The 21,786-nt window shown below is 65.7% G+C and carries 23 protein-coding genes and 1 pseudogene; 12 read left to right on the top strand and 12 right to left on the bottom strand.

What is annotated here, in order from left to right:
• The 4 genes from AC1D0P_RS16075 to corA all read left to right on the top strand — a co-directional run.
• A partial coding sequence (locus tag AC1D0P_RS16075; RefSeq protein WP_477677664.1) for a hypothetical protein occupies window positions 1-202 on the top strand: 202 nt, incomplete at its 5' end.
• Between the two features lie 8 nt (window positions 203-210).
• Entirely contained in the window at window positions 211-525 is a 315-nt protein-coding gene (locus AC1D0P_RS16080; protein ID WP_477677665.1) for a hypothetical protein, read from the top strand.
• Window positions 515-1,732 (top strand): patatin-like phospholipase family protein, encoded by a 1,218-nt coding sequence (locus AC1D0P_RS16085; RefSeq protein ID WP_477677666.1) that lies wholly within the window; start codon window positions 515-517, stop codon window positions 1,730-1,732. The genes AC1D0P_RS16080 and AC1D0P_RS16085 overlap by 11 nt, the downstream gene beginning before the upstream one ends.
• 242 nt (window positions 1,733-1,974) lie before the next feature.
• Window positions 1,975-2,961 carry a magnesium/cobalt transporter CorA gene (gene corA / locus AC1D0P_RS16090; protein ID WP_436155921.1) on the top strand — a complete coding sequence of 329 codons (987 nt, stop codon included), beginning with the start codon at window positions 1,975-1,977 and terminating at the stop codon, window positions 2,959-2,961.
• Between the two features lie 15 nt (window positions 2,962-2,976).
• Here corA and AC1D0P_RS16095 read toward each other — a convergent pair whose 3' ends face one another.
• The 5 genes from AC1D0P_RS16095 to AC1D0P_RS16115 form a co-directional block, all read right to left on the bottom strand.
• Window positions 2,977-3,450, bottom strand: coding sequence for an OsmC family protein (locus AC1D0P_RS16095; protein ID WP_477656098.1), 474 nt, complete (start codon window positions 3,448-3,450; stop codon window positions 2,977-2,979).
• A 21-nt stretch (window positions 3,451-3,471) separates the two neighbouring features.
• The gene (locus tag AC1D0P_RS16100; protein ID WP_477677667.1) at window positions 3,472-4,404 is read right to left on the bottom strand and encodes an alpha/beta fold hydrolase; all 933 of its coding nucleotides are present in this window, start codon (window positions 4,402-4,404) and stop codon (window positions 3,472-3,474) included.
• A gap of 18 nt (window positions 4,405-4,422) precedes the next feature.
• Entirely contained in the window at window positions 4,423-4,914 is a 492-nt protein-coding gene (locus AC1D0P_RS16105; RefSeq protein ID WP_477677668.1) for a nuclear transport factor 2 family protein, read from the bottom strand.
• 92 nt (window positions 4,915-5,006) lie between these two features.
• The gene (locus AC1D0P_RS16110; protein ID WP_477677669.1) at window positions 5,007-5,513 is read right to left on the bottom strand and encodes a CinA family protein; all 507 of its coding nucleotides are present in this window, start codon (window positions 5,511-5,513) and stop codon (window positions 5,007-5,009) included.
• Complete coding sequence (locus AC1D0P_RS16115; RefSeq protein ID WP_477677670.1) at window positions 5,510-6,028, bottom strand: phosphatidylglycerophosphatase A family protein; 519 nt, start codon at window positions 6,026-6,028, stop codon at window positions 5,510-5,512. Before AC1D0P_RS16115 ends, AC1D0P_RS16110 begins: the two co-directional genes overlap by 4 nt.
• Window positions 6,029-6,136: 108 nt before the next feature.
• Here AC1D0P_RS16115 and AC1D0P_RS16120 point away from each other — a divergent pair, with 108 nt between their 5' ends.
• Complete coding sequence (locus AC1D0P_RS16120; RefSeq protein WP_477677671.1) at window positions 6,137-7,540, top strand: esterase-like activity of phytase family protein; 1,404 nt, start codon at window positions 6,137-6,139, stop codon at window positions 7,538-7,540.
• Between the two features lie 9 nt (window positions 7,541-7,549).
• Here the strand turns inward: AC1D0P_RS16120 and AC1D0P_RS16125 are convergent, their stop codons facing one another.
• On the bottom strand, window positions 7,550-8,476 hold the full coding sequence (locus AC1D0P_RS16125) for a LysR family transcriptional regulator (RefSeq protein ID WP_477677672.1): 927 nt from the start codon (window positions 8,474-8,476) through the stop codon (window positions 7,550-7,552).
• A gap of 158 nt (window positions 8,477-8,634) precedes the next feature.
• Here AC1D0P_RS16125 and AC1D0P_RS16130 point away from each other — a divergent pair, with 158 nt between their 5' ends.
• Window positions 8,635-8,823, top strand: coding sequence for a hypothetical protein (locus tag AC1D0P_RS16130; protein WP_477677673.1), 189 nt, complete (start codon window positions 8,635-8,637; stop codon window positions 8,821-8,823).
• Here the strand turns inward: AC1D0P_RS16130 and thiL are convergent.
• From thiL to apaG, 5 genes and pseudogenes are all read right to left on the bottom strand, one after another.
• Entirely contained in the window at window positions 8,811-9,797 is a 987-nt protein-coding gene (thiL, locus tag AC1D0P_RS16135; RefSeq protein WP_477677682.1) for a thiamine-phosphate kinase, read from the bottom strand. The two genes, AC1D0P_RS16130 and thiL, sit on opposite strands and share 13 nt — an antisense overlap.
• Window positions 9,798-9,812: 15 nt before the next feature.
• Window positions 9,813-10,829: pseudogene (locus tag AC1D0P_RS16140) on the bottom strand (YbdK family carboxylate-amine ligase); the annotation flags it as partial.
• Window positions 10,819-12,087, bottom strand: a complete 1,269-nt coding sequence (locus tag AC1D0P_RS16145) for a cation:proton antiporter (protein ID WP_477677674.1) — start codon at window positions 12,085-12,087, stop codon at window positions 10,819-10,821. The pseudogene AC1D0P_RS16140 and the gene AC1D0P_RS16145, both read right to left, overlap by 11 nt.
• Before the next feature lie 310 nt (window positions 12,088-12,397).
• On the bottom strand, window positions 12,398-14,362 hold the full coding sequence (locus tag AC1D0P_RS16150) for a site-specific recombinase (protein ID WP_477677675.1): 1,965 nt from the start codon (window positions 14,360-14,362) through the stop codon (window positions 12,398-12,400).
• A gap of 21 nt (window positions 14,363-14,383) precedes the next feature.
• On the bottom strand, window positions 14,384-14,767 hold the full coding sequence (gene apaG / locus AC1D0P_RS16155; RefSeq protein WP_477677683.1) for a Co2+/Mg2+ efflux protein ApaG: 384 nt from the start codon (window positions 14,765-14,767) through the stop codon (window positions 14,384-14,386).
• Between the two features lie 108 nt (window positions 14,768-14,875).
• Between apaG and rpe the strand changes: the two genes are divergently transcribed.
• The 6 genes from rpe to gph all read left to right on the top strand — a co-directional run bounded on the left by rpe (window position 14,876) and on the right by gph (window position 21,339).
• Window positions 14,876-15,571, top strand: a complete 696-nt coding sequence (rpe, locus tag AC1D0P_RS16160; RefSeq protein ID WP_477677676.1) for a ribulose-phosphate 3-epimerase — start codon at window positions 14,876-14,878, stop codon at window positions 15,569-15,571.
• Between the two features lie 88 nt (window positions 15,572-15,659).
• Entirely contained in the window at window positions 15,660-17,390 is a 1,731-nt protein-coding gene (locus AC1D0P_RS16165; protein WP_477677677.1) for an adenylate/guanylate cyclase domain-containing protein, read from the top strand.
• 129 nt (window positions 17,391-17,519) lie between these two features.
• Window positions 17,520-18,272, top strand: a complete 753-nt coding sequence (locus AC1D0P_RS16170) for a response regulator (protein WP_477677678.1) — start codon at window positions 17,520-17,522, stop codon at window positions 18,270-18,272.
• Between the two features lie 61 nt (window positions 18,273-18,333).
• On the top strand, window positions 18,334-19,125 hold the full coding sequence (locus tag AC1D0P_RS16175; protein ID WP_477677679.1) for a CHASE3 domain-containing protein: 792 nt from the start codon (window positions 18,334-18,336) through the stop codon (window positions 19,123-19,125).
• Window positions 19,073-20,521 carry an ATP-binding protein gene (locus AC1D0P_RS16180; RefSeq protein WP_477677684.1) on the top strand — a complete coding sequence of 483 codons (1,449 nt, stop codon included), beginning with the start codon at window positions 19,073-19,075 and terminating at the stop codon, window positions 20,519-20,521. Before AC1D0P_RS16175 ends, AC1D0P_RS16180 begins: the two co-directional genes overlap by 53 nt.
• 128 nt (window positions 20,522-20,649) lie before the next feature.
• Window positions 20,650-21,339: a phosphoglycolate phosphatase gene (gene gph, locus AC1D0P_RS16185; RefSeq protein ID WP_477677680.1), complete on the top strand. Its 690-nt coding sequence runs from the start codon at window positions 20,650-20,652 to the stop codon at window positions 21,337-21,339.
• Window positions 21,340-21,419: 80 nt separating this feature from the next.
• Here the strand turns inward: gph and AC1D0P_RS16190 are convergent.
• On the bottom strand, window positions 21,420-21,786 hold a 367-nt coding region (locus AC1D0P_RS16190; protein ID WP_477677681.1), incomplete at its 5' end, for a chalcone isomerase family protein.

Consider the following 21,786-nt stretch of genomic DNA (forward strand, 5'->3'; position numbering starts at 1 on the left):
GCGCGGGGGTGACTTCAAGATGGTGACCGCTGATCGTCAAGTTCATAAAGAGACTCCTTTTCCAGGGTTGGAGCTGGGGTTTGAAAACACCACCCGGCCCGTGAGGGAAGGGCGGCAGACGGGGACAACGCTCTTGGATTTACTATGCGCCCGAAGGCCCCCAATTGCAACCGGGCTTGCAATAAATAATGAAACCTTGTGAAAAACCCCTTGACCCTGCATTTCGCAGCCCAGTGCCGCGTCGGCGAGCCATCCGCGCGGGCGCGGCAAGCACTTGATTTCACTGATTTTTTCGCGGTCGGTGCGGCGCGCGAACGGGTGCCGGGCTTGCGGGAAATCCGTGCGGACGGCATCATGCGGACACCATTGACGCGTGTCTATCCGTGCCGGGACAAGCCCCGGGCAAGGACGGAGCGGGCCTGTCCGCGGGCAGCAGGAAAAACCATAACAACCAGCCTCTTCACGACCATGCACCGCCCGTTCCTATCCCATTCGCCGCAGACCCGGCCCGGCCATGTCGCTTGAGACCATTATTTCCTCCGCATTGACCCGGCCTGACGAGGACCGCAACGCCCTGGTGCTGATGGGCGGCGGCGCGCGCACCGCCTACCAGGCGGGGGTTCTGCATGCGCTGTCGACCATGCTGAGCCTGCAGGGCGGCGGGGCCGGCGAACGTTTTCCGTTCAGCATCCTGGTTGGCACGTCGGCCGGCGCGCTCAATGCCGCCTTCCTGGCCAGCCGCGCCGGCGAAGGCCTGCAGGCCTTTTCCCAACTCGCGAGTTTCTGGACCACGCTGCGTTCCTCGCAGGTTTACAAGCTCAAGGTGCCGGCGTGGATACGCTCCAGCCGCATCGCGGCGGCGCTGTTTTTGTCGCAGCAGATGCGGGCGCAGCAGGCCCTGCTGGACAACACGCCGCTGGTGGACACGCTGCACCGCGTGATTTCGCTGGGCCGCATCGAGCAGGCCCTGCAGGACAGGACCTTGCGCGCCGTGGCCGTCACCGCCTCCAGCTACAGCAGCGGCGTGCACTGGACGTTTTGCCAGATGGCGGCGGGCCGCCAGTCCGACCTGTGGAGCCGGCCCGGCCGCCGTGCCGAATTCCAGCCCATCACCATCGAGCACCTGATGGCCTCCAGCGCCATTCCCTTCCTGTTTCCATCCACGCCGCTGTGGGTGGACGGCCACCCCGAATTTTTCGGCGACGGTTCCATGCGCCAGAGCTCTCCGCTCTCGCCCGCGCTGCACCTGGGCGCCGGCAAGGTGCTGGTGATAGGCGTCGGCCAGCCCGAGCGGGCCGGTTTTGTCGGCGGCGGCAACGGCGCCAGCGTCACCGGCCGGCCCACGCTGGGCGCCATCGCCGGCCATGCCATGGCCAGCGTTTTCCAGGACACGCTGCAGGCCGACGTGGAGCAGGCCCAGCGCGTGAGCAAAACCGTGCGCCAGATGCCGCGTGAAATCGCGGCCGTCATGCCCTACCGCCCGGTGGACATTCTCGCGATCGCGCCTTCGCAGTCGCTGGACGCGCTGGCGCAGGCCCATGCGGCCGAGTTGCCCACAGGCACCTACAACGCCCTCGCGGGCCTGGGCGCGCTGGGCGCCAAGGGCAGTCCCGGTGGCGCCGCGCTGGCCAGTTATCTGCTGTTCGAGCCTGGCTTTGTAAAGGCGCTGATGGCGCTGGGTGAGCACGACGCATATGCCCGCAAGGACGAATTGCTGGCCTTTTTTATGTAGCTCTTGCGATGGATAAGCCGGGCTTGAAATGCCATAATCGCCGCTGTTCAATTACGGAGAAATCCTTGGAAAGCAGCCCTAGTCGCTAGCTTTCAACACCGCAGACTGACGCTGGCTTGCAAAAGCTCACGTTCAAAGGGGGTTGAAAGCGATGCACCATCCCACCGCCCCTTTACCCCGCTTTCGCGCAAGGCCCCGAGCGCATGCCTTGCGCGGGCCCTTGAACCGATAGGCAGTCAGCCATGCTCAATATTTTCACGCTCGCCAACGGCCGGCTTTTCCAGGAAGAAATCGAATCCCTGGAAGAACTCTCCAAGTTCCAGCCGATCTGGGTGGACCTGGAGTCCCCCACCCTCGAAGAAAAACGCTGGATCAAGCAGTACTACGGCCTGTCCATTCCCGAAGACGCGATGGACGAGGACATTGAGGAGTCCGCGCGTTTTTACGAGGAAGACAACGGCGAGCTGCACATACGCTCCGACTTCCTGATCGCCGACGACGCCGAGCCGCGCACCGTTCGCGTGGCCTTCATCCTGAACCTCGTCAACGACGACCTCAAGAGCAAGGGCGTGCTGTTTTCCATCCACGACGAGGACGTGCCGGTGTTCCGATTGCTGCGCATGCGCGCGCGCCGCGCGCCCGGTCTGATCGAGGATGCCAAGGAAGTGCTGCTCAAGCTGTTCGACGCCGACGCCGAATATTCGGCCGACACGCTCGAGGGCATTTACGTCGAGCTCGAAAAAGTCAGCGCCCAGGTGCTGTCGGGCGACGTGACCGACGCGCTGGCCGGTGAGGTGCTGGGCGCCATCGCCCGCCACGAGGACTTGAACGGCCGCATACGCCGCAACATGATGGACACGCGCCGCGCCGTCAGTTTCATGATGCGCAGCAAGATGCTCAACGCCGAGCAGTTCGAGGAAGCGCGGCAGATCCTGCGCGACATCGATTCGCTGGACTCGCACACCGCCTTCCTGTTCGACAAGATCAACTTCCTGATGGACGCCACGGTCGGTTTCATCAACATCAACCAGAACAAGATCATCAAGATCTTCTCGGTGGCCAGCGTTGCGCTGTTGCCGCCCACGCTGATCGCCAGCGTCTACGGCATGAACTTCAAGCTCATGCCCGAGCTCGACTGGTCGCTGGGCTATCCCTACGCCATCCTGCTGATGGTGGCGAGCGCCGTGGTGCCCATGTGGTACTTCAGGAAGCGCGGCTGGCTGAAGTAGGGGCGGCGCTTCCGCTCAGGCGCCTGCGTATACCGGCTCGCAGCGCACCTCGGTCTTCACCGAGTTGGCGATGAAGCAGGCCTCGTGCGCGTCATGGTGCAGCTTGTCCAGTTCCTCGCGGCTGGGCTGGCGCTCACCGGAGAACGTCACCTCGGGGTGCAGGGTCACGATGGTCATGGCGACCTTGCCTTCGGCGTTCTTTTCCATCACGCCGGTCGCCGCATCGAAGTAGCGGTCCACGCGGAACTTGCGCTTGACGGCCATGGTCAGGAACCACAGCATGTGGCAGCTCGACAGCGAAGACACAAACGCTTCTTCCGGGTCCAGCGCCGACGCGTCGGACATGGGCAGCGGCACGACGGACGGCGAGGACGAACCCGGCACCTCCAGCCCGCCGTCAAAGCGCAGCAGGTGGCGGCGGCTGTAGCGGTTGTCCAGGAAGTCGGCGTCCTTGCGTTCCCACAAGGTTTCTGCGGCGTAGTGCGACATGGTCTGAAAGTCCGGAGTGAATCAGTTGAAGAAATCCTGCAGCGCCCGGGCCGTCGCCTCGGGCTGCTCTTCGGGAATGAAATGGCCGGCCGGCATACCCTGGCCGGTGACTTCGCCGCTGCACTGGGCCTGCCACAGCGCCAGCGGGTCGAACATGCGGTGCACCACGCCGCGCTCGCCCCAGAGCACCAGCAGATCGCAGGCCAGCTTCAGGCCGTGCGCGCGCCCGTCGCGGTCGTGCTCCAGGTCTATGCCGGCGCTGGCGCGGTAGTCCTCGCAAGCGGCGTGCAGCGCCTCGGCGTTGCAAAAGCTGCGCTCGTATTCAGCCAGCGCCCGAGGCTCGATGTAGTTCATGCCCGCGCTGCCCCAGCCGCCCAGCTTGGCGTGCAAATAGGCTTTGGCGGTTTCGGGGTGGTTGGCACCCATCATGATCTCCGGCAACGGCGCCGGCTGCAGCATGTGGAACCAGTGGTAGTAGGCGCGGGCAAAGGCCATGTAGGGCTCGGTCATGCTGCGGCCCTCATACATGTCCAGCGTGGGCGCGATGTCGATGACGCACAGCTTGAGCACGCGCGCGGCGTGGTCCAGCGCCAGCCGGTGTGCCACACGCCCGCCGCGGTCGTGGCCGCACAGGAAAAAACGGTTGACGCCCAGCGCGTCCATCACGCCTGTCATGTCGTGCGCCATGTTGCGCTTGCTGTAGTTGCTGTGGTCGGGCAGGCCCGCTGTCTTGGAGGAGTCGCCGTAACCGCGCAGGTCGGGCATGACCAGGAAATAGTCGCCGGCCAGGCGCTGGGCCACGCGGTGCCACATGACGTGCGATTGCGGAAATCCGTGCAACAGCAGCAGTGCTGGTCGCAGCGGCTCGCCCAGCGTGGTTTTAGAGACCCGCGCATTGATGGAGGCGCCGTTGACCTCAAAACTGCGCGATTCAAAACCGTCAAACCAGGTCATGGGCAACTCCCGTCGGGGTTAAGTCTTGCGTTGGGACAGGTATTTTTGCAGATTTGCCGCCGCCCCTGCCCGCACCTTCGCGCGCAGAAAGGGCGTCCAGCCCAGCAGCAGGCCGGGCGCGCCCAGCGCCTGGCGCGACCAGGCCCAGAAATCAAAGTGGTCGCGGTGGCGGCTGATGAGCCCCTGTTCATTGAATTCGAACTCGCCGTCGATCACGTTGTGCACCATGCGCCCGGTGGTGCTGAAACGGTAGTCGGCCTCCCAGTGCGACTTGCCGCTGCGCGCATCGGCTTCAATGCCGCTCCAGCTGAGTTTCCAGACGTCGGTGCCCTTGGCCTTGGTCACGTCGCAGAGCATGTGCCACATGCCGGTGACCTCTTTGTGGCCGCGCAGCGAAAAGGCCTCGTCGTCGAACTGCGCGTCGGGCGCATAGCAGGCGGCCATGGCATCGGAGTCGAGGCGGGCGAAGGACGCGTAGAAGTGTTCGAGGGTGATCTGGTTGGGGTGCATGCTGTCTCCTGGTCGGGATTGTCGGGATCTCGGGTGATGGACGGGTCCGCGAACTCTATAGCGCCCGGTGCCGTGCAGGCGTCGCTCACGCGTCAGCCGGCTTCTCCCGGTTTGCCCGGTTCTTCCAGCAGCTCCAGCAGCCGCTGCATCGCATGCCGCACCGTGGCGCTACGCACCGCGGCCCGGTCGCCGTCAAAACGCCGGACTTCCGACACCAGCCGCCCCGGCAGCGCAAAGGCAAACCATACCGTACCCACGGGCTTGGCCGCGCTACCGCCCGTCGGGCCGGCTACGCCCGTGACGGCCACGGCCACCTGGGCGCGTGAACGCTCCAGCGCGCCGGAGGCCATGGCGCGCGCCACTTCCTCGCTGACCGCGCCGCGCCTGGCGATCAGCGGGGCCGGGACGCCCAGCAGTTCCGTTTTTGCCTCGTTGGAATAAGTGACGAAGCCGCGCTCAAACCAGCTGCTGGAGCCGGCCAGGTCGGTGCAGGCGGCGGAGATCATGCCGCCGGTACAGCTTTCGGCGGTGGCCAGCATCCGCCCCTGGGCCTGCAGCAGGGCGGCGAGTTGTCCGGCCAGTTCGGGTACGCCGTTCACCAGAACCTCCAGAGGGCGATCACCAGCAGCGCGCAAAAGGCCGCCACAAAATCGTCAAACAGGATGCCGAAACCGCCGCGCCAGTTAAAGCCCTTGAAGGCCTGGTCGGCCCAGGCCACGGGACCGGGTTTCACGGCGTCAAAAAAGCGGAACAGCACAAACGCGGCCAGCTGCGACCAGAAGTCGGCGGGCATCACCAGCCACAGCACCAGCCAGAAGGCCACCACCTCGTCCCAGACGATGCTGCCCGGGTCCAGGACGTTCATGGCCTTTGCCGCCACGGTGCAGGCCCACCATCCCACCAGGGTGGAGGCGGCGATCAGCCAGCCCATTTCKGCCGGCGTGAGCCACTGCTGCAGCACCAGGAAGGCCAGCCAGGCCCACAGCGTGCCGGCCGTGCCGGGCGCGACCGGGCTCAGGCCGGCGCCAAAGCCCAGGGCGATGAAGTGCGCGGGATGCGCCAGCAGAAATTTCGCGGTGGGCCGGAAGGCGGGCGGCGGCGTGGTGTCGGTCATGGTGGGGGTTGCCGGGCGGCGATGCCCGGGGTTGTGGCTGATTTTGTCACAGCGGTTTCACACGCTGCCTGCACAGTCCAGCGATTCACCAGCAAGAGGGATTTCGGGATGAGCAAACACAAGCAGGTTTTGAGCAAGATGAACGCATTGACCCTGGCCGCCGCCTGCGCGCTGTGCCTGGCGGCCGGCGGCGGCCGCGCGCAAACCGCACCGGCGGTGGAGGCCACGCTGGCCGGCCATGCGGCCCTGGCTGCCGACGCCTCGGTGGCTGCGCCGCGCGATGCCGGCGCCTTTTTCGCCACGACGGGAAAATTCGCCAATGCCAGGCGCCAGCGCAATGAGCAGCTCGGCAGCGAAAGCACCAACACCTTTGTCGGCGACCCCAAATATCCGCGCGCTTCCGGCGGCACGCTGCCGATGAAGGGCCAGTCGGTCCAGGGTTTTTCGGGCATTGTGTCGCTGGGCAAGGGCGAGTTCCTGGCGCTGACCGACAACGGCTTCGGCAATAAGATCAATTCGCAGGATGCGCTGCTGATGGTGCACCGGCTGTCGGTCGACTGGAGCAAGGGCCAGGTTCTGCGCCGAGGCACGACCTTTCTGAGCGACCCGGACAAGCGCGTGCCCTTTCATATCCAGAACGAAAACACCGCGCGCCGTTATCTCACCGGCATCGACTTCGACCCCGAATCCCTGCAGGTGGTGGGCAATGAATGGTGGATAGGCGAGGAGTTCGGCCCGTATGTGCTGCGCACCGACTTCCAGGGACGGGTTCTGGGCGTGATCGAGACGGTCATCAGCGGCAAGCTGCACGCCTCGCCAGACCACTATATGCAGGGGCGGCTGCCGAATCTCCCCGGCGAGGCCTTGTTCGAGGTGCGGCGCTCCAACGGCTTTGAGTCCATGGCCAAATCGCCCGACGGCAGCAAGCTCTATCCGATGTTCGAGGGCCCGTTGTTCGACGCTGCCGCCAAGAGCGTCGAAAAAGCCGGCGACAAAACCTATGTGCGCATCAACGAGCTGGATGTCGCCACGCGGAGCTACACCGGCAAGCAGTGGAAATACCTGCTCGAAGAAGTGGGCAATGTGGCCGCCGACTTTCAGTTGCTGGACGCCACCACAGGCCTGGTGATCGAGCGCGACGACAACACGGAAGGCATCGCGCCGGAATGCCCCAATGAAGCGCGCACCGATTGCTTCACGCGGCCCGCGCGTTTCAAGCGTGTCTACAAGATTGACCTGGCCGCCGCCGATGCGGACGGCTTTGTGCGCAAGGTCGCCTACGTCGACCTGACCCGCATCGCCAACCCGAAGCGCCTGGCCAAACTGGGGCCCAACGAAGCGGTCTTTGCATTGCCGCACCTGGGCCCTGAAGGGCTTGCGGTGGTCGATGCCACACACATCGTGCTGGTGAATGACAACAACTTTCCGTATTCATCCGGCCGCGAGATCGGCAAGCCCGATGCGAATGAGCTGACCCTGCTGGATATTCGCGCGCTGATCGAGGCCAGATAAGCGCATCGGTCAACCGGCGGGCGGGCCGCTCACCAGGTCTCTTTCGCGGCTGAACCACTCGGCCCAATAGTCGATGCAGGCGCGGATTTTCGGTAACCGGTGGCGCCCGCCCAGCGTCACGGCATGGATGGGCACGGGCTGCTCGTCGACAAAGCCCGGCAGCACCGGCACCAGCAGGCCGCGCCGCACCAGCGGCTCGGCCGCCAGCATGGCAAAGCGCGCAATGCCCAGGCCCTGCAGGGCCAGCTGGCTGGTCGTGCCGGTGGAGTCGGCGCGCCAGCAGCCGTCTGCCGTGATCACCACGGGCTGGCCGTCGATGATGAAGGGCCAGCGGTTGAGTGAGGTCGCGGCGCTATTGCTGATCAGGCGGTGCCGTCCCAGGTCGTCGGGGTGCTCCGGCGTACCGTGGGCCTCCAGGTAAGCAGGTGTGGCGTACAGCCGCCGACCATGCGTGCCTATCTGGCGCATCACCGAGGTTTCGTTGGCATGCATGCCGCTGCGGATCGCGATGTCGACACCGTCGCGCACCATGTCCACCAGGCGGTCGTCCACTTTCAGTTCCACGCGAACATGCGGATGGCGCTGGTGAAGTCCTTCGAGGCTGGGCACCAGCAGGTATTCGGCCATGACAGTGCTGGCCGCCACCCGCACCCAGCCGCTGGCCTCGCCGCTCTGGCTGGCGAACTCGCCTTCGAGGTCGTCCAGCGTCTGTGTCATGCGCCGGCAATAGCCGAGGAAGGTTTCGCCCTCGGGCGTCAGGGTCAGCGCGTGCGTGCTGCGCTGCACCAGCCGAGCATTGCAGGTTTTCTCGATGCGGGCGATGGCGCGCGACACCTGGCTGACAGGCACATCCCGCGCACGGGCCACGGCCGAGAAGCTGCCCAGCTCGGCCACGCGCGTGAACAAGTGCATGTCGTCAAAGTTCAGGTTCCGCATGTCGGCCATATTACCCAGGGCCGGGGTTTTCTGTTTTGCGTCTGGTGCAAGACGGATTTGCGGCGCGGGTGGTTTTCGCCGGTGGCTGTTTTGCGCACAGTAGCCCTGTAGCCCCAGTAGAGAAAAAAGGGGCCACACCTCCCCGAAAGGATACGCTAATGAACTTGCTCTATACCCCCACCGAAGAAAACCGCCTGACCGCTGCCGCCATGGCCGAAGCCCGGCATTTGCGCGCACTGGCGCCGGCTGCATTCTGGTCGGCGGCGAGGCGCTGGGTCGGCCGCCTTGCGCACGGCTTGGCGCGTCGCGGGCACGTAGACGCCGCAGTGCGCCTTCAGGCAAAGTGATCGAAGGAGGCGTAGCGCCGCTCCAGCGGCGCGCCGGCCGCGTCAAGCAGCCGCAGGCCGGGATCCGCGTCGATCCGGCCGATCCGGCTGACGGGTGTTTGAGCCTGGCGGGCCGCGGCCTGCACGGCCTCACGTGCCGAGGCCGGGGCGGTGAAGGCGAGCTCGTAGTCGTCGCCGCCCGCCAGCGCGAACGCCATCTGTTTTTCAGCATCAATTCCGGCCGTGGCCCAATCGGAACGTGAAGAAGCAGCGACCAGATTGATCACGAGCGCTGTTTCAAGCGTGGCGCCTGTTTTTGATGCACGCAGGATGTGGCGAAGGTCGCCGAGCAAACCGTCGCTCACGTCGATGGCCGCCGAGGCAATACCGCGCAGCGCCTGGCCCAATGCAAGGCGCGGTGTGGGCTGCTCCAGTCGTTGCCTGGCCTGGGCCAGCATGCCGGACGGCAAGGTCACGGCGCCGCGCAACGCCTCCAGCGCCAGCCGGGCATCGCCCAGCGTACCGCTGACATAAACGTCGTCACCGGGTTTGGCGCCCGAACGCAGCAGCGCCTGGCTCTTTCCGTTCAGCACGGGCACTTCGCCGAACACGGTGATGCAGATATTGAGCGGCCCTTGTGTGGTGTCGCCGCCCACCAGTTCACAGCCGTGCGCGTCGGCCAGCGTCAGCAGGCCTTGCGAAAACGCGGCCAGCCAGGCTTCGTCGACCCGCGGCAGGGCGAGGGCCAGCGTGAAGGCCAGGGGTTTGGCGCCGCAGGCGGCCAGGTCGCTCAGGTTGACGGCCAACGCCTTGTGGCCCAGCGTGAAAGGATCCACGTCCGCGAAGAAGTGGCGGCCCTCGACCAGCATGTCGCTGGAGATGGCCATTTGCGTGCCGGGCGCCGGCTGCAGCAGCGCGCAGTCGTCGCCCACGCCCAGCGAGGCGCGCGCGGCGGGGCGCGTGAAATAGCGTGCGATCAGGTCAAATTCACCCATGGCGCAGAGCATACACTCCACGCTGTTGCGCAGCAGGTGCAGCGAAGCGCCCGCGCCCATACCGGTGGCATGGCGCTCGATTTGCCCCATGGTCTGCAGGATGTGCTCGCGCAGCGGCATGTGGCCGCCGGTGGCTGGGTCCACATAGACCGCGTCCAGGCCGAAGCGGCAGGCCTGGAAACGGTTGTAGGTGTAGACCAGGTAGTCGTCCTCGGTGGGCATGAAGGGCTGTTCGTGCATGAACCAGGAAGCCAGCGACTGCACGAAGCCGGCCAGCGCGGTGGCGCGCTCCACCGTGAGCGGTGTGTCGAACACCCGGATTTCGATGGTGCCGAATTCCGGCTTGGGCCGAATGTCCCAGTAGAAATCCTTCATGCTCTTGACCACGCCGGTGCGCGTCATCTTGTCGAAATAGACGGTGAAATCGTCCCAGGTCAGCGCAAAGGGCGCACGGCCCGACAGCGGAAAGGCGAACACCGAGTTGAGCCGGGCCGAATCGAAGGCCGTGTCCTGGCCCTGCACATAGGGCGAGGAGGCGGACAGCGCGATGAAGTGCGGAATGTAGCGCGACATGCGGTGCAGCGTCAGCAGCGCGCTGTCGGCGTCGGGGCAGCCCACGTGCACGTGCTGGCCGAAAATCGTGAACTGCTTGGAAAGATAGCCGTAGAGTTCGGACAACTCGCGAAAGCGCGGCTTGTCGTAAATGCGGCGCTCATGCCACTGCTGGAAGGGATGGGTGCCGCCGCCGACCACGGCAATGTTGAGCTTGTCGGCGCTCTTGACCAGCGCGTCACGGATCTGCGAGAGCTGGCCCAGCACCTCCGACGCGTTGCGGCACACGCCGGTCGAGATCTCGATCATGCTGGAGGTCATCTCGGGCACCACGGCGCCTGGCAGCGGGATTTTGGACATCAGGCGCAGCATGTCCTCGGCGTAGGGCGCCAGGTCGTAGTCGTGTGTGTTCACCAGCTGCAGCTCAAGCTCCACGCCCAGCGACAGTGCGGCCGATTTGTGAAAAGGTTCAAGGCTCATGGACGGGTCCGGATGCGGGGCCGCGCGTGAGCGGCGCCCAGGGTTTGGAACTTTCGCCGGCGCGGTAAATGGCCAAGGTGGCCAGCACCGCGCCCAGCACCTCCATCAGCAGGATGGCGGGCAGGGCAACACTGGCGATCTGGCGGCCCAAAGCGCCCGAGGCCGTGGCGAACTGCGACACCAGCAGCAGCGCGACCGARGACATCGGCGACATCGCGCAGCCCACCCACAGGGCCTGCTTCCAGCTGGCGCCGCTGCCGACGTTGCCGAGAGCGACACCAGCGATCTTGGCCACCATGCGCGCGACGACCATGGCAATGACCAGGCCGGCCACCGGACCGCTCCAGTCGGCCTGCGCCGCCACCACCGAGACCAGCACGAACATCAGCATGGTCAGCATGGACGAGGCCGTTCCCATTTGCCGCGGCCACGACCAGGGGCGCGGATTGAGTTGCTTGAGCAGCATGCCGCCCAGCAACGCCGCCAGCGGCGCCGAGCCGCCGAAGTGGGCGGCCAGCGCGGCGCCCGCGGCGATCAGGGCCAGCAGCAGGATGGCGGTGTTCTCGCTGGTGGGGCTCATCACGCGCAGCGCGGTGCGCAGCATCAGGGCCAACGCCGCGCCCACCACCACGGAAAGGCCCAGTACCACCAGCACCGGGTACAGCGTGCTGAGCACGCCGGCTACGCCAGAGTCGGGCCGGTGCATCATGCCGGCGCGTGCGCTGCACAGCGTCAGCGCATACAGCGTGCCCAGCGTGGACAGCACCAGCGCGCGCTCGGTGACGGGGCCGGCGGCGCGAGTGTCTATGGCCACGCGCGACAGCACGGCGGGCGAGGCGGCCATGGCCAGCAGGGCCAGCGGTTCTGCCACGGCCTCGCGCACGCTCATCGCGTGCAGGGCCCAGTACACCAGGATGAAGGTCAAGGACGCTTCGGCCAGGCTTTGCACCAGCACCATGGGGTTGTGGCGAAACCAGCGCAGCGGAATGCGCCCGCCGGCTTCGAACAGCACCACGGCAACGCCCAGTTCCAACAGGAAGAGCCCGGTGCCCTGGAGCGGCCAGGCCGCGCCGCTGAAACCGGCCAGGCCGGCAAAGCCGCCAACCAGCGAATAGCCGACCACCTTTGGTAGTCCGGTATAGCGGTTCAGGAGATGGCCCGTGGCGGCAGCCAGCGCGAGCAGCACGGACCACTGCACGGTCGGCAAGCCCGCCGAAGGCTTGATCCATTCAGCCCAGATGGCCAGGATTTCGTTCATGAGGAAGGGGTCTCCACTCTGATGGGAACTTTTGCAGACAGGCCCTTGAGGGCGGCATGTTGCACGTTGGTCGGCCAGCCTGGTGGCGTGAGGCCCGGTGGGTTTGCGCGAGGAAAACTTGTTGCATTAATTTACAGGCGTGCTGTTGCCAGGCATGTAGGACAACATCGGAAATGGCGCCCCCTGCTTCAGTCACCGCGCCCAGTTCCACGCCAGTGGGGGCCGCGGGTCCGGCTTTGCCGGCCCTAGGCGCCGTCCCCTCGAGGGGAGAACAGGCTACACGCAGTGAGCCTGGACAGGGGGGAGCCAGTTACTCAGGCATGAAGAAGCTGCGGGGGTGGCTGCGCCATCGCGCCCAGATGGCGGCGCGGATACGCGCACGGTCGACGTTGCTCACGTTGTGCGCCTGCAGGGCCAGGCGGAACGCGAGGTAAAAACTCACGCCGAGGTTCAGCGCGCCTATCAGCGGAATGGCCGCGATGCACCACCAGATGGTCAGGTGCTTGAACGCTTCCAGGCCCAGCGAGGCGCCGGCCGCGGCCAGCTGGCCGGTCGACAGCGTGACGTGGCGCGCTTCAAGCTCCACGCCGAAGAAGCCGGTGAAGGCCGGGATCAGCCCCAGCATGAAGCCCAGCGCGATGTTGGAGGCGAAGCCGGAGATGTGGTCGCGCATAAAGGCGGACCAGCGCGCCGCGCGCTCGCTACCGAGGAACGCGGTGATGCGCGGGTTGTGGCGCATGGCGGAGTCCAGGCGATGCAGCACAAACCAGTTTTCGGTCCAGCCCGCGATCATGCTGGCCGCGAACAAGATGCCGCCGGTAAAACCCGCCCACATCAACGTGGGGCCCAGCAGCGTCAGCGTGCCCAGCACATGCTCGGCCTCGGTGTGGCTGATCATGGGCCGGCCCAGCAGCAGCATGACCAGCGTGTTGACCAGCAGCACAGCCGGCACCACCATGAAGACGTTGCCGAAGACCGCGGCCACCTGCGAACGCACCAGGTGCGTGACTTCGTCGACAAAGGCCGCGATGGTGCTGCTCGCATCGGCCGCGCCGAGGTCCTTGAGCTTGGCCGCCATGGCCGGCGCCGTCATGGCCGGCTGTTTGGTGGCCAGCGTGAAATGCAGCAGCTGGATCAGGATGAAGCTGGCGGAATACATGATGGCGGACCAGAAGCCGCTCCAGAAGGCCGAAAGGCCCACCGCCACGATCATGAACTTGAGCAGCGTGGTAAAGGCCGTGATGGCGCCACCGCCCATGGCCTTGCCCAGCATTTCGCGGTATTCGCCGCGCGTGCGGGTGATGTAGGTTTCGCCGGTTTCCGCGCTGCGCTCGGCCACCTTGGCCGACAGCAGCGTGGAGTTGGCGCTGATCAGCGCGCTGATGCTTTTGCCCTCTTGCGCGGTGATGACCCGGCGCCCCAGCAGCTTGACGGCCGCCATGGCGGGCTTGGGCGAGACCAGGCTGTCCAGCAGTTCGCGCACGCGCAGCATGCGCTCGCGCAGCTGGCGCAGCCGAAACACCATGCCGACCGAGATGCCGTTGTCCTCCAGGTGCGTGTAGATGCTGTTGACGGCCTGTCGGCAGGCGTCCAGCCTTTCGCGGTATTGCGCGATCGCGGCCTGCAGCTGCGCCTCGTCGCGTTCGGGCTTGAAGAAGGCGTTGCGCAACCCGTCGATGTCGGCCGGCAGCGCATGGAAGGCGCGCGCGTGCGGCGTGGCGCGGTTCATGCGCAGGCGCAGCTCGGGCGCGAAGCCCGTGGCGCGTATCTGCGCCGTGCAATAGGTCAGCGCGTCCATCAGGCTGTAGTGCCAATGCAGCGTGTCCATGTCGGGGCTGGCCGATAGCATCAGGGCCAGCCGGGCGACCTGCGGCTCTTCGAGCGCGCCCATCCATTGCGCGTCGAAGCGCGTGGGCGCCACCAGGGGAAACAGCTCGGAGGCGTCGACGGTTTCTGGCGTGCCGGGCAGCAGTTTGCGGCGCATGCGCTCGGCCAGTTCGCTGACAAAAGCCGTGCGCGGCGCGAAGCCGAAATCGGCCAGCAAGGTGGTGATGTCGACCGTCTGGATCAGCGTCTGCCACCAGGCCCGCATGCGGGCCTGGATCTCGGGCTGCCGCTCGACGGCATCCATGAGGGCCTGGACCCGCGCGACTGCGGCGGCCACGGAGGTTTCGTCGCCGCGTATCCATTCGAAGAGCTTGATCAGCCAGACATGGCGCTGGGCCAGTCCGGCGTCCGGATCCAGCGCCTTGAGCAGGGAGACCAGGTCTTTCATCGGGCAGTCAGGGCCGTGGACTCAATGCAGGACACGGCTGCCGCTGTGCGCCTCCAGCACGAACATGGGAATCGGCGCCTCGAAACGCTCGCCGTCTTCGGCCACGCAAAAATAGCTGCCGTGCATGGTGCCGCTGGATGTGCGCAGGCGCGACCCGCTGGTGTACTGGAAGGATTCGCCGGGCTTGAGCAGCGGCTGGTGGCCGACCACGCCCAGGCCCTTGACCTCTTCGTTGTGGCCGTTGGCATCGCTGATGACCCAGTGGCGCGAGATCAGCTGGGCCGTGACCTCGCCGGTGTTGGTGACCGTGACGGTATAGGAAAAACCGTAGACGTGGTCTTCCGGCGCCGACTGTTCGGGCAGGTACTGGGGCACGGCTTCGCAGGAAAATTGGTATTTGGGCATGGCTGTATTGATGACCATGTTAACCGCCTGCCGCGGCTGTTGGCCGGGCGAAACAGCCTGCGCCGTCGAGGCCCGGCGCGGGCCGCGGCTTGCTGCGACAATCCTGACATGCCTAAAAACCAGCCGCCCACCTACCGCATCGCCCCCTCCATCCTGTCCGCCGATTTCGCCCGACTGGGCGACGAGATCAAGGCCGTCATCGCCGGCGGCGCCGACTGGATCCACTTCGACGTGATGGACAACCACTATGTGCCCAACCTGACGTTCGGGCCCATGATCTGCCAGGCGCTCAAGCCGCACGCCAAAAAAGCCGACGGCACGCCGGTGCCGGTGGACGTGCACCTGATGGTGCAGCCCGTCGACGCGCTGGCCGCGGCCTTTGCCGACGCGGGCGCCGACCTGGTCAGTTTCCACCCGGAAGCCTCCGGCCATGTGCACCGCAGCGTGCAGGCCATCAAGTCCAAGGGCTGCAAGGCCGGGCTGGTGTTCAACCCGGCCACGCCGCTGGACGTGCTGGACTGGGTGATCGAGGACATCGACCTGATTCTCATCATGAGCGTCAACCCCGGCTTCGGCGGGCAAAGCTTCATCGACTCCGCGCTGCGCAAGATCGAGCAGGCGCGCAAGCGCATCGATGCCTCGGGCAAGGACATCCGCCTCGAAGTCGACGGCGGCATCAAGACCGACAACATCGCGCGCGTGGCCGCCGCGGGCGCCGACACCTTTGTGGCCGGCAGCGCCATCTTCGGAAAACCCGATTACAAGGCGGTGATTGACGCCATGCGGGCGGAACTGGTGAAATAGGCCGGCGCGCGCCGATGCGGACCCGCGCGCGCCAACCCCGGTAACCGGCCGGGCCGGATGCCGGCCTCGCCACCCATGGAGGAGCCGCATGACTGAAGCCGTAAGCGAGCAAGCCGGGCGGGGCCCCGCGCGCCGCTCCCGCATCCTGGTGGTGGACGACACGGCGGACGTCCGGTTTTTCCTCGTGGCCCTGTTGCGGGACGGTTATGAGGTGGAGGCCTGCGAGTCGGGTGAAGAGGGCCTGCAGGTGGCGCTGTCCGACAGGCGCCCCGAAATCATCCTGCTGGACGTGATGATGCCCGGCATGGACGGTTACGAGGTCATGCGGCGGCTGGCGCGCGATCCGCGCACGGCCGACATTCCCGTCATCTTTCTCACGGCGCTCAGCAGCGTGGAGGAAGAGCAGTTCGGGCTGGACCTGGGCGCCACCGACTACATCACCAAACCCATCAGTCCGCCCGTGCTGCTGGCGCGCGTGAGGTTGCACCTGGAGCGCAGCGCCAATGCCAAGCGCCTGAAGACCCTGTCCGAGCAGCTGTCGCGCTACCTCGCGCCGCAGGTCTACCAGTCGCTGTTTGACGGCTCCCGCCAGGCCGAGATCCAGACCCAACGCAAGCGGCTGACGGTGTTTTTTTCGGACATCAAGAACTTCACGGCGTCCACGGCGCAGTGGCAGCCCGAAGAAGTTACCTTTTTGCTCAATAGTTACTTTGAGGAAATGTCCCAGATCGCCGCCGAATACGGCGCAACCCTGGACAAGTTCATCGGCGACGCCATCGTCATTTTCTTCGGCGACCCCCACACCCTGGGCCCGCGCCAGGACGCGGTGCAGTGCGTCAGGATGGCCGTCGCCATGCAGCAACGCATGGTCGAGTTGCAGCGGCGCTGGAAGGCCATGGGCATTCCCAAGGCCTTCGAGATACGCATAGGCATCAACTCCGGATTCTGCGACGTCGGCAACTTCGGCAGCAACCTGCGCATGGACTACACCATCATCGGCCGTGAAGTAAACCTGGCCGCCAGGCTGGAGCAGGCCGCGGAGCCCGGCGGCATCCTGATTTCGAGGGATACCCACGACCTGGTGCAGGACGAGATCGAGGTCGAGGCGCGCGAGCCGGTCATCGCCAAGGGATTTTCCGAACCGATCACGGTCTATGCGGTCCGCAAAACCCCGGCGGCCGCGCCAGCAGGGGTCGGGGTGATCCAATGCGACCGGCCCGGCCTGCGCCTGGAACTGGATCCGGGACGCCTCACGCCCGCACAGCGCGCGGACGCCGCCGCTGAGCTGCGCAGGGCGCTGGGCAGCCTGGAGGCGCTTGCGGAGGCTGGGAACAGCGAGGCCGGGAAGGGCGCCGCCGCGCCGGCTCCGGTGGCCGAAGCTGGCACACCGGCGGCCCGCCTTGCCGCCGTGCAGGCGGCGGATGCGGCAGGTTCCGCCGAGGAGGCGCTGCCCGACAGCATTGCCGGGCTCGACGTGCCCCTGGGGCTGAGCCGGGCGATGAACATGAAAGGGTTTTACATCTCCATGCTGCGCCGCTTCGTGGACGGCCGCGCGGACACGCCGGCACGCATCCGGGAGGCGCTGGCGGCAGACGACCTGAAGGCGGCGGAGTTGCTCAGCCATTCCTTGCGCGGTGTTTCGGCGCAGATTGGCGCCACGCAATTGCCGCTGGATGCCGGCGCGCTGGAGCAGGCGCTTCATGACAAGGGGCCGCGCGCCGGCATTGACGACCTGCTGCTGCGCATGGAGGCCTCGCTGGGGGAATTGATGGCGGCGCTGCGGTCCGCCTTGCCGCCGCCGCCCGCGGAATCACCGTGAATGCCGGGGCCGGCCCAGTTGGTGTATCTTCTTCCTGAGGGCGTGCGCCATCCAAGCGGGCCCCGGACCTTAGAATCAGGCAGCGCCTCGGCGCATGTCATGCCCCTTACCACAGAGAGGAGCTACACAGTGCAATACAACGATATTTACGCCGTCACGCCCAAAGGCCAGCAGGAATTGCGCAGCGCCGCCACCACGATTTCTCCCTCGGAGCTGGAACTGCTGGTGCGCCTCGACGGCATCCTGTCGATGGCCCAGATCCGCCAGAGCGTGGGCGAGCCCATCGGCGCGACGCTCGACAACACCGTGAAGCTGCTGTTAGCCAAGGGGCTCGTGACCCAGGTCGAGCCGGACCCGTTCGCCGCCTCTTTGCAGTTCCAGTTGAGCCCCACGGCGCTGACCGAGGCCGGCGCCGAGGCCGATTTCTGCGCGGCCACGCTGAAAAAATCCAATTACTACGTCCGCATCGCCCGCAAGCGCGAGCAACCGCGCCAACGCGCGCCCGGCGAACGCCTGTCGGCCATCGTCGTGGACGACGATGAGCACCTGGCCAAGTTTCTGAGCCACTACCTGACCTTCGAGGGTTTCGACATACGGGTGGCGGGCTCCCGCGCCGAAGTGGTGGCCGAGTTCCGCAAGCCGCCGATCCCGGACCTGGTGCTGCTGGACGTGATGCTGCCCGATGCCGACGGGTTTGACATCCTGCTGCGCATCCGTTCGCACCCGCAGCTCAAGGACATCCCGGTGATCATGCTCACGGCGAAGGCGACCCGCGAGGCGGTGCTCAAGGGCCTGGCCAGCGGCGCGGACGGCTACATCACCAAGCCCGTGGAGACCGAATCGCTGATCCAGGCGGTCCGCACCGTGCTGGGCTCGCAGTAGCGCACAGGCATGGCGAGATGAGCCGCTTTTCTGGCAAACCAGGCCTGCCGGCTCAAGCGCCATGAAGTCGCCTTTTCGCGCGACCATCAATGTCGCCCTGTTCACCGGGATGATCCTGATCATCCTGAGCATCGCGGCTTCCTACTTCACCATCAATTCGCTGATCAGCGGCACGCAAAGCGAAACCGAGGCGCGTGAAACCGTGCTGCTTCTGGAGCAGGTCGTCGCGGAGTTCAAGGCCGCGGAGTCCTCGCAGCGGCGCTACCTGCTGACCAGCACCGCGGCGGACCTTGCCGCATATCAACAGGCCCGGGCGCTGAGCCAGCAGGCGCAGCAACGCGTGCATGCGGCCGCCGGCACCAGCCAGGACTGGCGCGCGCTGGAGGACGCCATGACGCGCCGCTTCGCGCTGATGGAGCAGGCCATCGCCGTCCGGCAGACAACCGGACTGGAAGCGGCTGCCGCCATCGTCGGCGGCGAGCCCAACCGCCGGCTTTATGACGAGATCGAAACGCTGGTGACGCGTATCAAGACGGCCGAAACCCAAGCCCTGGAGCGTTCGAAAGAGGAAACGCGGCAAAGCGCCCAGACCGTCAAGCAACTGATCCTGCTGGGCGGGCTGTTGTGCCTGAGCGTGTTCGGCTGGGCCATCCAGATGATTGTCCGCTCGCAGGAAAAGCGCCGCCGTGTCGAGGCCAGGCTTTCCGACAGCGAGGCCATGAGCCGGGCCGTGACTCAGCGACGCCCTGCGCGACAGCGAAGCCCAGCTGCGCGAGCTGACCGACGCCGTRCCGGCCCTGATCGCCTATGTCGACAGGGAGGAGCGCTTTCAGTTCCACAACCGGGCCTATGAAGAGGCCTTCGGCCTCGGGCGCGAGCAGATACAGAATCGGACCCTGCTGGAAGTCCTGGGGCCGCAGTTGTATGACCAGGTCAAGGGCCAAGTCGAGGAGGCGCTGGCCGGTTATTCGGTGCGCTACGAATTTGAGCTGGCGCCCCTCGGCGGCGAACGGCGCGAATACGTCATGAGTTATTTTCCGCGCTACGGCGAGGGAGACGAGCAGGGCACGGTCATCGGCTTCTCCTCGTTGGGCAACGACGTCACCGAACTCAAACGCATAGACCGCATGAAGAGCGAGTTCGTCTCCACCGTCAGCCATGAACTGCGCACGCCGTTGACCTCCATACGCGGTTCGCTGGGCCTTGTCTGGGGCGGCGTGACGGGCGAGCTGCCGGCGCAGGCCAAAAACCTGGTGGGCATCGCCCAGAGCAACTGCGAGCGCCTGATCCGGCTCATCAACGACATTCTCGACAGCGAAAAAATCGAGTCCGGCAAGATGAGCTTTGAGTTGCGGCCGATGGAACTGGAACCCCTGCTGGAGCAGGCCCTTGCCGCCAATGAAGGTTTCGCGGAGCAGCACGGCGTGAAGCTGGTGATGGGCCGGATGGAAGCGCCCGTTCAGGTCTGCGTCGACAGCGATCGCCTGATCCAGGTGGTGACCAACCTGCTGTCCAATGCCATCAAGTTTTCAATGCCTGGCAGCGCCGTGCAGGTGGCGATGCGCACGGATGCGGGACGCGCCCGGGTGGAAATCATCGACAACGGCCCCGGTATTCCGGATGAATTCCGCCAGCGCATCTTCCAGAAATTTTCCCAGGCCGACTCTTCCGACACGCGGAAAAAAGGCGGCACCGGCCTGGGCCTGAGCATTTCCAAAGCCATCATTGAGCGCATGGACGGCACCATAGGCTTCACCACGGAAAGCCAGGTGGGCACCACATTCTTTTTCGAGCTGCCGGTGTGGCGGGAAGCGCCGCCGGTCACGGCGCCCATGGGGCTCGACGGCGTGATGCGCCCGCGCGTGCTGGTGTACGAAGACGACCCCGACGTGGCCAAGCTCATCGGCATGATGCTGGACAAGGGCGGCTACGACGCAGACATGGCGCACACCCCCGAACAGGCGCGCGACTACCTCAAGATGGAATCGTACGCGGCGATGACGGTGGACGTCAGGCTTCCCTACGAGAACGGGTTCTCACTGATACGTGAGCTGCGGGCGAACAAGCGCACGGCGCGCCTGCCCGTGCTGGTACTGTCGGTCACCGCCGCGGAGGCGCGCCAGCATGCCGGCAGCCAGGCGCTGGGCATCTCGGGCTGGCTGGAAAAGCCCCTCGATGAGCAACGCCTGCTCGACAGCCTGGACCGCGCGATAGAAGCCAGGCGCCGCGCCAGGCAGAGCGCCTCTTGAGAGCCGCTCAAAAACCCTCCTGGCGTTGTTGCGCCGCCTTGCCGTACTGGTGTACTGTCTGCGGCGACGCGCCTGACCAGGACCGCTTCGCTGGGTTTTATGAGCGACTCCAGGGTTAGGCCATTTGCATGAATCCTGTTCTGATTCGTACCCATTTTGATGCCGCCATGGTGGATCTCGATGGCACGCTGGTGGACACGCTGGGAGACTTCGTGGCTGCCGTGAACGCCATGCTGGCCGACCTGCATCGGCCGGGCCGGGCGCACCACCAACTTGATGCGGCGACCGTGGAGCGCATGGTGGGAAAAGGCTCTGAAAACCTCGTCAGGGCGGTGCTGGCGCATGCCGCGGCGGACTTGCCGGCACGCTACGCCGAAGCTTTTTCCAGCTACCAACGGCACTACGCGGCCATCAATGGATTGCACTCAACGGTGTATGCGGGTGGGCTGGAAGGGCTGCGCACCTTGCAGCAAGCCGGGCTCAAGCTGGCCTGCCTGACGAACAAACCGTTCGCCATGGCGCGCCAGTTGCTCAGGCTCAAAGGCCTGGACGGTTTTTTCAGCGAGGTGTTTGGCGGCGACTCGTTTGAGCGCAAGAAACCCGATCCCTTGCCCTTGCTCAAGACCTGCGAGGCGCTGGGCAGCGCGCCCGCGCGCACGCTGATGATCGGCGACTCCAGCAATGACGCGCGGGCCGCGCGGGCGGCCGGTTGCCCGGTGCTGCTGGTGACCTATGGCTACAACCATGGCGAGCCGGTGCGTGAGGTGGACGCCGACGGCTTCCTTGACTCGCTGGCCGGGCTGCGTTTTCAGAAATGACGCGGTAAAAACGGCAACGGGGCTTGCGCCCCGKTGATCGTGCTGAAAGCCGCGGTCCCGCTTAGACCGTGAACAGCTCCCTAGTTCGTCTTGCCCAGCATCGCATCCTTGAGTTTCCAGTCGGCGGGCTGCGGGCCCAGCCAGATACGCACCAGGGCATTGAAAAATTCGACTTCCTTGAAAGGCTCGCCTTGCGGTTTGCCTTTGACCGAGATGACGGTGCCGGTTCCGGGAATCCAGTCGATGGTGAAACCCTCGCCGGCCACCAGCTTCTTCTGGTCGGCAAAGAGCTGGCCCATCTTGATGAGTCCGGGGATGAGCTTGGACATTTCCGCCTTGGGTGCGTTTTCAGTGAAGGCCGTGGTGAAGCTTTTGCCCAGTTCATTGGAGTCGATATCGCGCAGCAAGGTGATGCTGATGCGCTTGGGGCCGGCCATGGTGTAGACC

The organism is Polaromonas sp. P1_G2, from assembly GCF_056405515.1.